This is a genomic window from Sanguibacter sp. 25GB23B1 (assembly GCF_040012415.1).
GTDB lineage: Bacteria > Actinomycetota > Actinomycetes > Actinomycetales > Cellulomonadaceae > Sanguibacter.
Genome location: NZ_JBDYKL010000006.1, coordinates 26,996 through 39,263 on the forward strand (window position 1 = coordinate 26,996; position 12,268 = coordinate 39,263).

13 protein-coding genes are annotated in these 12,268 nt (G+C 70.2%); 1 reads left to right on the forward strand and 12 read right to left on the reverse strand.

The features are described 5' to 3' along the window. Window positions 1–21: 21 nt before the first annotated feature. Both ABKW26_RS05490 and ABKW26_RS05495 read right to left on the reverse strand, forming a co-directional pair. Entirely contained in the window at window positions 22–582 is a 561-nt protein-coding gene (locus ABKW26_RS05490) for a CAP domain-containing protein (RefSeq protein WP_348591587.1), read from the reverse strand. 59 nt (window positions 583–641) lie between these two features. Beyond that, a complete protein-coding gene (locus tag ABKW26_RS05495; RefSeq protein ID WP_348591588.1) occupies window positions 642–1,193 on the reverse strand; it encodes a hypothetical protein in 552 nt (183 codons plus the stop codon). Between the two features lie 637 nt (window positions 1,194–1,830). On the opposite strand from ABKW26_RS05495, the gene ABKW26_RS05500 reads away from it, so the two are divergent. Further along, on the forward strand, window positions 1,831–2,163 hold the full coding sequence (locus ABKW26_RS05500; protein WP_348591590.1) for a DUF2530 domain-containing protein: 333 nt from the start codon (window positions 1,831–1,833) through the stop codon (window positions 2,161–2,163). Window positions 2,164–2,233: 70 nt separating this feature from the next. On the opposite strand, the gene ABKW26_RS05505 is transcribed toward ABKW26_RS05500, so the two are convergent. The 10 genes from ABKW26_RS05505 to ABKW26_RS05550 form a co-directional block, all read right to left on the reverse strand. Beyond that, window positions 2,234–2,719, reverse strand: coding sequence for a hypothetical protein (locus tag ABKW26_RS05505; RefSeq protein WP_348591592.1), 486 nt, complete (start codon window positions 2,717–2,719; stop codon window positions 2,234–2,236). Further along, a complete protein-coding gene (locus tag ABKW26_RS05510) occupies window positions 2,716–3,075 on the reverse strand; it encodes a response regulator (RefSeq protein ID WP_348591594.1) in 360 nt (119 codons plus the stop codon). Before ABKW26_RS05510 ends, ABKW26_RS05505 begins: the two co-directional genes overlap by 4 nt. Window positions 3,076–3,124: 49 nt before the next feature. Further along, a complete protein-coding gene (locus tag ABKW26_RS05515) occupies window positions 3,125–3,595 on the reverse strand; it encodes a chemotaxis protein CheX (protein WP_348591596.1) in 471 nt (156 codons plus the stop codon). Then, complete coding sequence (locus ABKW26_RS05520) at window positions 3,592–3,975, reverse strand: response regulator (RefSeq protein WP_348591598.1); 384 nt, start codon at window positions 3,973–3,975, stop codon at window positions 3,592–3,594. Before ABKW26_RS05520 ends, ABKW26_RS05515 begins: the two co-directional genes overlap by 4 nt. Further along, window positions 3,972–4,796: a protein-glutamate O-methyltransferase CheR gene (locus ABKW26_RS05525; protein WP_348591600.1), complete on the reverse strand. Its 825-nt coding sequence runs from the start codon at window positions 4,794–4,796 to the stop codon at window positions 3,972–3,974. The genes ABKW26_RS05520 and ABKW26_RS05525 overlap by 4 nt, the downstream gene beginning before the upstream one ends. Then, window positions 4,793–5,911 (reverse strand): chemotaxis response regulator protein-glutamate methylesterase, encoded by a 1,119-nt coding sequence (locus ABKW26_RS05530; protein WP_348591602.1) that lies wholly within the window; start codon window positions 5,909–5,911, stop codon window positions 4,793–4,795. Before ABKW26_RS05530 ends, ABKW26_RS05525 begins: the two co-directional genes overlap by 4 nt. 30 nt (window positions 5,912–5,941) lie before the next feature. Next, entirely contained in the window at window positions 5,942–7,555 is a 1,614-nt protein-coding gene (locus ABKW26_RS05535) for a methyl-accepting chemotaxis protein (RefSeq protein ID WP_348591603.1), read from the reverse strand. Beyond that, window positions 7,552–8,682 carry a multiple monosaccharide ABC transporter substrate-binding protein gene (chvE, locus tag ABKW26_RS05540; protein ID WP_348591605.1) on the reverse strand — a complete coding sequence of 377 codons (1,131 nt, stop codon included), beginning with the start codon at window positions 8,680–8,682 and terminating at the stop codon, window positions 7,552–7,554. Before chvE ends, ABKW26_RS05535 begins: the two co-directional genes overlap by 4 nt. Window positions 8,683–8,801: 119 nt before the next feature. Beyond that, window positions 8,802–10,427: a methyl-accepting chemotaxis protein gene (locus ABKW26_RS05545; protein WP_348591607.1), complete on the reverse strand. Its 1,626-nt coding sequence runs from the start codon at window positions 10,425–10,427 to the stop codon at window positions 8,802–8,804. Between the two features lie 101 nt (window positions 10,428–10,528). Then, a complete protein-coding gene (locus ABKW26_RS05550) occupies window positions 10,529–12,262 on the reverse strand; it encodes a methyl-accepting chemotaxis protein (protein WP_348591609.1) in 1,734 nt (577 codons plus the stop codon). Window positions 12,263–12,268: the final 6 nt, after the last annotated feature.

Here is a 12,268-nt window from a genome sequence, read left to right on the forward strand (position 1 = left end):
CGTCAGGCGGGGGAACGGGTGTCACGGGCCGAGGAAGACCTGCGAGCACAGCACGCCGTCCCCGGCGGGTCCGGTGTCGTCCGTGCACGCGACCCCCGTCTGTGTGAAGCCCCTGGCGAGGATGTTCGACCGGTGCCCGGGAGAGCTCATCCACGCGTCGACGACGTCGGCCGGCGGTGCGCTCGCCCGGCTGAGGTTCTCCCCCGACATCGACGCGGGCGGGCACGCGTCCGTCACGGGCTCGAGCGGAGCATGGACGAGAGACCCACCGTCCGCCGCGAGGCGGGTCGCCCGGCTGGTCGCCTGCGTCTCGGCGCAGGTGGAGAGGGCGAGCGGGTCGAGCCCTGCGGAGCTGCGCTCCCCGTTGACGGCCTCGACGATCTCTAGGGCGTAGTCCTCGCGGTCGGCCGTCGCAGGGCGGTCGGCGGCGCCGGGTGCACAGGCGACGAGGAGGGCGCCGGCGACGATCGTCGCGACGCCGGCGACAGCGCGGGCGGGGCGAGGTGCCCGCCTCGGGCACGAGAGGCGTCCCGCACGGTTGAGGACCCCACCCCCGAGGTCCTCAACCGTGCTTCGGTGCATCGACCACGGTGCGGACGCTGCCGCTGCCGGGTGATGCGGGTCTGGAAGGCCGCGGGAGGTCAGCGGCTCGTGAGCTCGCGTCGCCTGCTGGCGACGACGACCGCTCCGGCGCCGGCGACGGCCAGCGCCCCTGCTCCGAGGGCGACGCCGAGCCCGGACGTCGCACCGACCGAGGACGTGGCGTCGAGCGACACGCTCTCGGCGGTGCCTGCGACGGTCGCTGTGCCGTCGGGCACGACCGTGACGACCTGCGAGTCGATGAGGTCGCCGTCGGCAGCCGTGGCGAGGAGCGTGTAGGTGCCGCCCGCCTCCATGGTCACCTCGAACGACGCGCTGCCGTCCGCGGTCGGCTTCTTCATGCTCGCGGTCCCCGCGATCGTGATCGCGCTCTCCGGGACAGCCTCCGTGCTGGAGACGACGTTCACGGTGATGAACTCGTTGTCCACGGGGCCGTTGACCGCGTAGACGACGGCGTTGCCCTGTGTCGTGGCTCCGGCGAGGACGGCGGACGTCCGCTCGCTCGTCTCGGACGAGTGCGCCGCGTGCGCGGCAGCCGGGACGAGGGCGATACCAACGGTGGCAGCCGCGACCAGGAGAATTCGTCGATTCATAGGTGTCTCTCCACAAGGTGTCGGGAGGTCCGGTGACGGACCATGGCGATCTCAGGCGCTCCCCCCTCAAACGCCGAGCCTTGAGGCACTCCTGAGTACGCGCCAAGTATTGCCCGTGAATCGTCGGCGATGCAAGACGGAAAATGCGCACAGAATTCATGGGTATTGCCGAGGTGTCGTCGCCGGTCCGCTGGGTGCCGAGCACGCACGGTCAGACCGGGAAACAGGGCAAGTGTGTCGAATGTCGGATACATCCCACGATCTGACGGGGCAGATCGTTGATCTTGTGCCGTTTCTGACGAGCGGACAGACCGGATCGCCCCGGGCTCCGCCCCGCGCGCCCGAGGCCTCCTGTGCCACGCCGCTCGCCCGCCGGATGCGGCACGGACCAGCGCAGATGCATTTCCAGAGCTCCCGCAGCACCGTCTCGGAATTGGCTGGACGAGGGTATCTCGGTTTTCAATCACGGAATCGCCCGAGCCTTTTACCGACCGACGTTCACTGAAAGTGTGACGCACGCGATACCCATTGTTAACACATTCTTCACGTGCTCCGAGACGGGCACACGCCCCAAGTCGTCCAAATCGGACTCGTAGGTCGTCTGCGCCTGCCCACCCCGACCGCCTACTGTGGAGACATGCCCCACCTGCCACCGGCGATCGAGCTCACGCTGCACCCCGAGCGGCGTCGACAGGACGTCCGCCCGGTCGACGTCGACCTGCGCGTCGTGATCCTCGTCGGTCTCGCTTCGTGGGGCGTCGCAGCAGCCGTCTTCGGGGCGCTCGCGGTCTTCTCCGACCTCGACGTCACGGCGCAGGTCCTCGTGTGCGCCGCCGGCCTCTCCCTCGGCGTCCTCGGCCTCCTCTGGGAGCACTCCAACAGGCGCCGCTACCGTCCAGCGCGCGACGACATCGCGCACGACGGCCCCGGACACGACGCTCCAGGGCACGACGAAGCTCCGAAGCCGTGAACCCGGCTCCGGAGCTGCGTGGTGCTCTGACGAGGCGTGACGCCGGCGTCGCGCCGACCCTGCAGTCGCGTCAGATGACGAGGACGGACAGCCCCCCAGGGCCGTAGCCGGCGACGTCGCACTCGAGGTCGAGACGCGCCACGTAGGCGAGGACCCACGGCGCGACGTCCGCCGGGATCGGCGCACCGGGCGCGTGCACGGTGTTCAGCCTCAGGTGCGGGGCACCCTCCGCGTTGAACAGAGAGGCGAGGACGTTGAGGATCTCCCCGGCGTTCTCGAGCAGCACGTCCGAGATCTCGCCGGCATCGACGTCCGACTCGGACGCGGCCGAGGGCATGAGCGCGATGGCGGCCCCGGCCCGGGCCGCCATCGGCATGTCCATGACGATGAGCGCGGCAAGCTGCATCTGGTCGGAGATGTACTCCGCCACGAGCGCCCCGCCGGGCGCGCCCGGATCGACCATCGCCCCGCCGGTGAGCGTCTCGACCTCACGGCCGAGAAGCCCCTCGAGCACCTCACGAACCTCCAGCGCGCTGGGGAGCGGCGTGGCGCTCATACGAGCACCGGGTCGATGACGTCGCGGAAGGACTCCGCAGTGAAGGGCTTCGCGATGAGGAACAGCGCCCCTGCCTCGTCCGCCTGCTCGCGCATCTCCGGCGAGCCCTCGGAGGTCACGAACCCGAACGGGATCATGCAGCCCGCCTGGCGCAGCGCGTTGAGCGCCTCGATGCCGGTGGCGTTGGGCATGTTCCAGTCGGACAGGATGAGGTCCGGCTGTTCCGCGAGCGCGAGGTCGTAGACCTCCTGGCCGTCCGCGGCCTCGACGATCTTCCAGTCGTAGCCCGCCTGCCGGAGCGTGCGGATCACGATCTGCCGCATGACGCGGCTGTCATCAGCGATCAAGACGTACATGGGTTCCCTCCCCTTGGTCGAACGTATGCGTGTGGTGCGGTCCCCACGGTCAGCTCAAGGACCAGAGTGACACGACGAGAGTGTGGCCGCGCCAGTCGAGCGGGATCTGCTGCAGGAACTGGTGCTCGGCCATGGTGGGCGCCTCGCCCGCGACGGTGGGCAGGCTGAGGACGGCGTGCGCCGCGAGCAGCGACTTGACGTTGCCACCGACGACGTTCGCGATCTCGCCGAACGCGTCCACGAGGTCCTCGGGTCCGACGACCTCGTCGGCGTCCATGACGAGCAGTGCACGCGTGAGCGCGTCGGCCACGGTCCTCTCGGTCCGGACGACGGCGCGCGCGCCGATCCCGAGCCCGCCGATGGTCATGTCGACCCACGCGACGATCGGGTCCGCCGGCTCGTTCACGTCACCGAAGCGTTCGAAGACGATCGTCTCGCCGTCGTCGATCATGGCGGCGAAGACGTCCTGGGAGATGGCGAGGATCTGCTCCCGGCCCACTGTCAGAGTTCCGGCGATCACACTGTCTCCTCTACTGGGAGCAGCCCGAGCAGCTCCAGCTTGTCCCGGAGGGCGTCCGGGGTGAATGGTTTGATGAGGTACTCGTGGGCGCCTGCGGCGAGCGCACGGACGATCTGCCCGTGCTCGCTCTCGGTCGTCACCATCATGAGCGTCAGGGAGCGCCAGTCGCGGTTCTCCCGGACCTTGGTGACGAAGGTCAGGCCGTCCATGACCGGCATGTTCCAGTCGATGCACGCGAGGTCGAACGTGTCGCCGGCCTCGAGCACGTCGAGCGCGGCCTGGCCGTCGCCGGCCTCCGTCGTCTCGTAGCCGAGGTCCTTGAGGACTGTGGTGACGATGCGCCGCATCGTGCGGGAATCGTCGATGACCAGCGCCTTCATGTCCTGCTCCCTGTCGTGTTCTGGTAGATCGAGCTCCGTCCGACCTGGACCCGCTGCCAGGCGTCGTCGATCCCGACGGTCGTCTCCGCCGCCCCGAGGACGAGGAAGCCGCCGGGCCGCATCGCGGTCCGGAGCCGGCGCAGGATGTCGCGCTTGACCTCGACGTCGAAGTAGATGAGGACGTTGCGCAGGAAGACGATGTCGAACGGTCCCACCGGCGGTGCGCCGAGCAGGTTGTGCTTCGAGAAGCGGACGAGCGAGCGCAGCTCCTTGCTGACCTGCCACTCGGTCCCGGCCTTGGTGAAGTGCTTGACGAGGTACTTCGCAGGGAGACCGCGGTTGACCTCGAGCTGCGTGTACGCGCCTCGCTCGGCCTTCGCGAGCACCTCGCCCGACAGGTCGGTCGCGGTGATCTCGATGCGCGGTGTGGGTCCGGCGAGCGCGTCGAGGAGCGTCATGGCGATCGAGTACGGCTCCTGGCCCGTCGAGCAGGCCGCGGACCAGATCTTCAGCGGCGCGGTCGGCGGCTTGTTCGCCAAGACCTCGGGCAGGACGTGTCCCGCGAGCGTGAGGAACGGCAGCGCGTCGCGGAACCAGCTCGTCTCGTTCGTGGTGAGGGCCTCGACGATGAGCTCGGCCTCCGTGAGGCTCGCCGTCGTGCGCTGGCGACGGACGTAGTCGTCGACGGAGATCCCGGCCCGCCGGGCGAGCGGCATGAGCCGGCTCTCCACGAGGTACTCCTTGCCGGGAGGCAGGTGGATCGCACTCTTCTTGCGGACCAGGTCCGCGACGAACGTAAAGCTCTCTGCAGTCAGACTCACCGTGACACCTCCTGTGCACCTTGGCTCGCTTGGACGATCCCTGAGATGGTGTGCCCGATCTCGCTGATCGGCAGCACCCTGTGCGCGTAGCCGGCCATCGCTGTCGCGCCGGGCATGCCCCACACGACGGACGTCTCCTCGTCCTGGACGACGACGGTCCCGCCGGCGTCCGCGACCGCACCCGCGCCGACCTTCCCGTCCGCGCCCATCCCCGTGAGGATGACCGCGAGGAGCTCGGACCCGACGACGCCGAGCGCCGACCGGAAGAGCACGTCCACGGACGGGCGGCAGAAGTTCACCGGTGCGCCGTGCGTGATCTTCGCCCGGTACCGCCCGGCCGTGCCCTCGATCTCCATGTGCGTGTCGCCCGGCGCGATGTACACGCCACCGGCCTCGAGCACCTGCCCGTGGGTCGCCTCGTGGACCTGGGACGGGCCGAGCCGGTCGAGGCGGTGCGCGAGCTGACGTGTGAACACCGCCGGCATGTGCTGGACCACGAGGAGCGGGACCGGCAGCGGCTCGGTGATCCGCTCGATGACCCGGGACAGTGCCTCCGGCCCACCGGTCGAGCAGCCGAGGACGACCGCCCGGACCGGGTGGCGCCGTGGCGCCGTCCGCAGGCTCACCACAGGTCTCGGCTGCGCAGCGTCGGCGCGACCGCGCCCCGCAGCCGGTCCGGCCGTCCGTGCCGGCGACGATCGGCCGACGGACCTCGGGACGAGCGCGCGGATCTTCGGGATGAGCTGGTCGGCGACCGCCTTGAGCGACTCGTTGATGCTGCCCACGTTCGACGGCTTCGCCACATAGTCCGAGGCACCGGCGTCGAGCGCGTCGAACGTCGCTGCGGCCCCGCGCTCCGTGAGCGTCGAGAACATGATGATCGGCATCGTGTGCCCGCGCTTGCGCAGCTCGCGCACCGACTCGACGCCGTTGAGCTCGGGCATCTCGATGTCCATGGTCACGGCGTCCGGAGCGTGCTGCTCCACCTTCGCGAGCGCAAGGCGCCCGTTCGCGGCCGTCGCCACGACCTCCACGTCAGGATCGCTCTCGAGCGCCTGGACCACGAGCCGGCGGATCACCACCGAGTCGTCCACCACCACCACACGAATGGTCATCTGCTGAACCTGTCCCCGTCTGTCATGCGTCTAGATCGTGAACTGCGCGACGCGCACACGAAGGTCGGCGGACATCTTCGCGAGCTCGGAGACCGAGTCGCCCATCTGGGTGACGACCTCCGAGGAGATCGCTGCGGCCGAGGCCACGCCGCCGATGTTCGCGGCGATCTCACCGACGCCGGACGCGGCCTCGGTGACGCCACGGCTCATCTCGTTGGTCGTGGCGGTCTGCTCCTCCACCGCCGAGGCGATGGTGATCTGGAAGTCGCTGATGCTCGAGATGATCGCCGTGATCTCGCTGATGGCGGAGACCGCGGAGGCCGTCTGGCTCTGCACCTCGTCGATCCGGCGGGCGATGTCCTCGGCCGCGCGACCCGACTCGGAGGCGAGCTCCTTGACCTCGCTCGCGACGACGGCGAAGCCCTTGCCGGCCTCGCCCGCCCGGGCGGCCTCGATCGTCGCGTTGAGCGCGAGGAGGTTCGTCTGCTCCGCGATGCTCGTGATGACCTTGACGACCGTGCCGATCGCCTGCGAGGTCTCACCGAGGTGGCCCACCGTCACGGCGGTCGCCGTCGAGTGCTCCACGGCGCGGCCGGCGATCTTCGCCGCCTCGTTCGCGTTGCTCGCGATCTCGCGGATCGAGGCGCCCATCTGCTCGGCACCTGCCGCGACGGTCTGGACGTTCTGGTTCACCTGGTCCGCGGCAGCGGCGACGACGCCCGCCTGCGCGCTCGTCTCCTCCGTGCCGGCGGCGACCTCGGCGTTCGCCGTGGCGAGCTCCTCCGCCGCGGCGGCGACGGTGGCGGCCGTGTCGACCACTCCGGCCATCGTGGCCCGCAGGTTCTCCTGCGCCTCGTCGAACGACGCGGACATCTGACCGAGCTCGTCGCGGCTGCGGATCTCTACCGTGTGAGTGAGGTCTCCGGTCGCCATCGTCTCGAGCGCGAACTTCACGTCGTTGATCGAGGACGTCACGCGCCGCGTCACGAGGACGGCGACCGTGATCGCGATACCAGCCCCGATGAGGAAGCCGATGACCAGGGCGAGGATCGTGCGTCGCACCTCGTCCTGAGCGCCGGCCAGGACTGCCCCGACCTGGAAGTCGATCTGCCCCTGCGCGAGGAGGAGCGCCCGGCCTGCCCTGTCGGGGTCGCCCGCCACGTCGGCAGCCAGAGCGTTCTCCACGCCGGTGACGTCGCCCTCTGACGCGAGCGGGATGATCGTGGCGTCCCGGTAGGCCGTCCACGCCTCCCAGCGGTCGACGAAGTCGCTCCACTGCTGCGTCTCGGACTGCTCGTATCCCTCGACCTCCGCGATGAGCTTCTCCACCGTGCGGTCGTTCCACGACGACGACGTGAGGATCTGCTCCCGCGTCGCATCATCGGTGGCGCCGGCTGCACGGCGGACGAGGAGGTGGCTCGTGGCCTGGGCCGCTCGCAGGTCTCCGAGGTTGCCCTGGAGCTCACCGGTGAGCGTGTTGACCTCCTCGAGGTTGCTGCCTGCCCGGGCGAGGGCGACGGCGCCGAGGCCACCGACAGCGCCGAAGACGACGGCCATGACGACGAGGGACGTCGCGATCTTCACCCCGACGGGGCGGTCCCAGAACCAGTGCCTGCGCAGGTCCTCGGAAAAGGTGACGGTCATCGCAGCTCGTCCTCCGTGTAGTAGCCGCCGCCGACGAGGAGCGCCTCGTAGTTCGACACGTCGACGACGAGCGGTGCGAGGAGGTACGTGGGGACCACCTCGACGCCGTTGTCGTACGACGTCACGTCGTTGACCTCGGGCTCGTCGCCCTTGAGGAGGGCGTCGCCCATGGCGACCGCGACCTCGGCGAGCTGGCGGGTGTCCTTGTAGATCGTGGAGTGCTGCTCGCCCGCGATGATCGACTTCACCGAGTCCGCCTCCGCGTCCTGGCCCGAGACGATCGGCAGCGGCTTGGCGTCCGTGCCGTAGCCGTCGGCCTTGAGCGCGTCGATGATGGCGCGCGAGATGCCGTCGTAGGGCGAGAGGACACCGTCGATGACGAGGTCCGTCCCCGCGTAGGTGCCCGCGAGGAGCGCGTTCATGCGCTCCGCGGCGGTCGCACCGTCCCACTTGAGCGTGGCGATCGTCTCGAAGGCGGTCTCACCCGACGGCACCTGGAGCACACCGCTGTCGATGTAGGGCTGGAGGGTCGCGAGCGCACCGTTGTAGAACACGGTCGCGTTGTTGTCGTCCGGGGAGCCGGCGAAGGCCTCGATGACGAACGGGCCGGCCGCGCCGGTGGGCGCGCCGGTCTCGTCGAGCACGCCGAGGCCCTGGAGGAGGGTCGTGGCCTGCTGGACGCCGACGCGGTAGTTGTCGAACGTCGCGTAGTAGTCGACGTCGGCGCTGTCACGGATGAGCCGGTCGTACGCGATGACGGGGATGTCCGCAGCGGCGGCCTCGGCGAGCTGGGCCTTGAGGGCGGTGCCGTCGATGGAGCCGATGATGAGGAGGTCGGCGCCGTCGTCGATCATCTTCTGCACCTGGGCGACCTGGGTGGGCACGTCGTCCTCGGCGTACTGGAGGTCGACCGTGTACCCGAGCGCCTCCAGCTGAGCCTCGACGTTGGTGCCGTCACCGACCCAGCGGAGCGACGTCGTCGTCGGCATCGCGACACCGACGAGCTGGCCGTCGCCGTCTGCTCCCGCGGCGTCGCCGCTCGCGCACGCCGTGAGCGTGATCGAAGCGACCACCGCCGCCACCGCTGTCGTCGCAAGGCCTCGCGCCCTGCTCGAGATGCTTCTCATGTCCCGCTTCCTGTCCGCGTCGCGTGCTGCGTGCACTGTGACCGGTCCTCCTATCGGCCACGACAGACCGGGTGTGAGGCGCCCACGACGGCGGCGGGAGGTGAACTGTCGGTCGTCCGTCAGTACGTGTAGACGGAGACCTGGCGGCGCAGGCTGTCCGCCATCTCGGCGAGCTCGGCGACCGTGCCCGTCATCTGGCCGAGGGTCTCGCTCGACGAGCTCGCAGCCACGGCCACCCCCGAGATGTTCGCGGCGATCTCGCCAGAACCGGTCGCCGCCTCGGTGACCGAGCGGCTCATCTCGTTCGTCGTGGCCGTCTGCTCCTCGACGGCGGACGCGATGGTCAGCTGGTAGTCGTTGATGCTCGCGATGATCTGGGAGACCTCGCTGATGGCCGTGACCGCCGAGAGGGTCTGGGACTGCACCTCGCTGATCCGGCGTGCGATGTCCTCGGCAGCGCGGCCGGACTCGGCCGCAAGCTCCTTGACCTCGCTCGCCACGACGGCGAAGCCCTTGCCGGCCTCCCCCGCCCTGGCTGCCTCGATCGTCGCGTTGAGCGCGAGGAGGTTCGTCTGCTCCGCGATGCTCGTGATGACCTTCACGACGTTCCCGATCTCCTGCGAGGACAGGCCGAGCGCGCTGACCGTCGACGCCGTGGTCTCCGAGACGGCGACCGCACGCCCGGCGACCTGCGCTGCCTCGTTGGCGTTCGTCGCGATCTCGCGGATCGAGGCCCCCATCTGCTCGGCACCCGCCGCGACGGTCTGGACGTTGCGCGACACCTCGTCGGCCGCGGCAGCCACGACTCCTGCCTGCGCGCTCGTCTCCTCCGCCCCAGCGGCGACCTGCGTGTTCGACGACGCCAGCTCCTCGGACGCCACCGCGAGGACACCGGCGGACTCCGCGACCGAGCGCACGAGGCCACGGACGGCACCCACCGCGGCGTCGACGGCGATCGCGGCACGACCGACCTCGTCGGTCGACACGAGCCCGGTCGTCTCCGTGAGGTCCGACGCCGCCATCGCGTCGGCGACGACCTGGATCCGTCCCACCCGGCGGACGAGCGACCGTGTCGTCGAGAACGCGAGGGCCGCCGCACCGAGAGACGCGAGCAGCCCTACGGCGACGAGAGCGACGAGCGCCTGGCGCTGTGCTGCCACCTGCTCGTCCCGCAGCTCGTCGGCCCGCGCGGTGGCGGACGCCTGGAGCTCGTCGGCCAGCCCGAGGATCTCCCCGTAGGCCGCGCCTGCCTCACCACCGTTGATGCTCGCGAGCGCCTCCTCGAAGCTCTCCTGCGTCCCCTCGGCGAGCAGGTCGACGACCACGTCGTTCCAGGTGAAGAAGCCGTCCCACGCCGGTGCGAGCTGGTCGAAGACCGCCTGCTCCGACGGCGTCATGGCCGAGGTGTCGAGCTCGTCGAGCCACGTGAGCACGTCGGCCCCGCCCTCCTCCATCCCTGCATGGTTGTACCCCTCGGCGCCGAGCGCCACGTCGGGACCGAGGATCGCGGCGTCGGAGATCATGAGGCCCTGCCATCCCGTGAGGTCGGCGATCTGGAACCGGGCGACCTCCGCGTCCTGGACCACGCGGTCCACGCGGGAGAGCTCGTCCGCGAGCTCGGCCTGCTGCGCCACCGCAGCGATGCCGACGCCGGCGCTCACGACGACGAGGAGGCCGACGACGCCGAAGCTCGCGCCCAGGCGCCGGCCCAGGGGAAGGTTGTCGAGACGGGAGGAGAGAGCCATGAGAGGACCGCTTTCGTGTGTGTACCGGTGGTGCGGATGGATCAGACACGACGACGGGCCTGGAGGGTCAGGAGGTGGATCGGATCAGGAGCCGAGCCGGGTCAGTAGGTGAACTGGGTCACCTGCTCGTCCAGCTCGCCCGAGGTGCGCAGGAGCTGCGCGACGGTCGCACCCATCCGGGTGACGGTCTCGCTCGACTCCGCCGCGGCCGAGGCGACCCCGGTGATGCTCGCGGCGATCTCGCCCGAGCCCGTGGCCGCCTCGGCGACGGACCGCGTCATCTCCTGCGTCGTGGCCGTCTGCTCCTCGACCGAGGACGCGATGGTCATCTGGTAGTCGTCGATCGTCGAGACGATCTCCGAGATCCGGGTGATGGCGCTCGCGGCCGATGCCGTGTCGACGCGGATCGCACCGACCCGCAGGACGATCTCCTCCGTCGCCCGCGCGGTCGCGCCGGCGAGGTCCTTGACCTCGCTCGCGACGACGGCGAAGCCCTTGCCCGCCTCGCCCGCACGTGCAGCCTCGATGGTCGCGTTGAGCGCGAGAAGGTTCGTCTGGGCGGCGATCTTGACGATCGACCGGACCACGGCGTCGATCCCCTCGCTCGACACGCCGAGCTGGCCGACCGAGGAGTGCGCGGAGTCCGCGACAGACGTCGCGCTCCTCGCCACCTCGGCCGCGGCCTGGGCGTTGACCGCGATCTCCTGGATCGACGCAGCCATCTCCTCGGCGCCCGCGGCGACGGTCTGGATGTTGCGGCTCACCTCCTCCGCAGCGGACGCGACGACGACGGCCTGCGTGCTCGTGGCCTCCGAACCGCTCGAGACGGTCTCGTTCGCCTGCGAGAGGTCGGTCACGGCGGCGCGGACGCTGTGCGAGGCCTCGGCGACCTTCGCGACGAGCTCCCGGAGGCTCGCCTGCGTGAGCGCCAACGATGCCGCGAGGTCCCCGATCTCGTCGACGCCCGTGATGCCGGACTCGACCGTGAGGTCGCCCTCCCCGACCGCGGCGAGCGCGGTCTGCACCGATCCGAGCCGCGTCTTGACCGAGCGTGCGAGGACGAGCGCGAGGCCGAGCGCGGACAGCGCACCGAGAGCGGTCGCGAGGACGATGAGCAGGGTCGAGCGGATCGCGGTGGTGTGGATCTGCGCCGAGAGGTCGGCGACCGCGTCCGACTGGGCGAGGGTCTCGCGCTGGAGGGGTTCGACGACGAGTCGGCTCAGCGGCTCCATCGTGCCGTCGACGTACAGGCCGAACGCTCGGAGGTTCTCGTTGCCGACGAGCGGGAAGAGACCCGACCGGGCCATCGCGTGGTAGTTGTCGACGCCGAACGCGAGCGTCTCGACGTCCTTCGCGTCCATCGCGTACGGGGTGTACTTCGCGATGAGGGCCTGGAGCTCGACGAGGCTCTCCTCGAGCTGGGTCTCGAGCTCCGCGCGGGTGTCGGCTCTGGCGACCCCGTACTGCAGGGTCCTCGCCCGGTCCGTCTGGAACATCGCCTGGACGTCCGAGAGGTGCTGCATGGGCACGACGTTCGCCGTGTAGAGCTCGTTCGACTGCCGGTCGACGGCTGCGAGCGACGCCGCGCCCACCCCGCCCGCCAGCACCGCGGCCAGAGCCATGACGCCGACGGCGACCATGATCTTCGTGACGATCGACCGGTCCGACCAGCGGGTGCGCAGGGCGGCGGACCGTTCCGGACTGAGCGTCGGGAGCGTCGGTGGACGCAGGCGCCCGCCCGAGCGCGCCCACGTGGCGGCCGCACGCGACCGTGCCGCCGTGATCGAGCCGGTCACGCCGTGCATCATCGTCGACGCGGTGCGCTGGGTCGGCATCTCGCG

Excerpts from the sequence above, each read along its gene's own strand:
- ABKW26_RS05500 (WP_348591590.1), top strand. The coding sequence starts at position 1,831 with ATGCCCCACCTGCCACCGGCGATCGAGCTCACGCTGCACCCCGAGCGG.
- ABKW26_RS05495 (WP_348591588.1), bottom strand. The coding sequence starts at position 1,193 with ATGAATCGACGAATTCTCCTGGTCGCGGCTGCCACCGTTGGTATCGCC.
- chvE (WP_348591605.1), bottom strand. The coding sequence starts at position 8,682 with ATGAGAAGCATCTCGAGCAGGGCGCGAGGCCTTGCGACGACAGCGGTG.
- ABKW26_RS05535 (WP_348591603.1), bottom strand. The coding sequence starts at position 7,555 with ATGACCGTCACCTTTTCCGAGGACCTGCGCAGGCACTGGTTCTGGGAC.
- ABKW26_RS05550 (WP_348591609.1), bottom strand. The coding sequence starts at position 12,262 with ATGCCGACCCAGCGCACCGCGTCGACGATGATGCACGGCGTGACCGGC.
- ABKW26_RS05505 (WP_348591592.1), bottom strand. The coding sequence starts at position 2,719 with ATGAGCGCCACGCCGCTCCCCAGCGCGCTGGAGGTTCGTGAGGTGCTC.
- ABKW26_RS05545 (WP_348591607.1), bottom strand. The coding sequence starts at position 10,427 with ATGGCTCTCTCCTCCCGTCTCGACAACCTTCCCCTGGGCCGGCGCCTG.
- ABKW26_RS05530 (WP_348591602.1), bottom strand. The coding sequence starts at position 5,911 with ATGACCATTCGTGTGGTGGTGGTGGACGACTCGGTGGTGATCCGCCGG.
- ABKW26_RS05520 (WP_348591598.1), bottom strand. The coding sequence starts at position 3,975 with ATGAAGGCGCTGGTCATCGACGATTCCCGCACGATGCGGCGCATCGTC.
- ABKW26_RS05510 (WP_348591594.1), bottom strand. The coding sequence starts at position 3,075 with ATGTACGTCTTGATCGCTGATGACAGCCGCGTCATGCGGCAGATCGTG.
- ABKW26_RS05490 (WP_348591587.1), bottom strand. The coding sequence starts at position 582 with ATGCACCGAAGCACGGTTGAGGACCTCGGGGGTGGGGTCCTCAACCGT.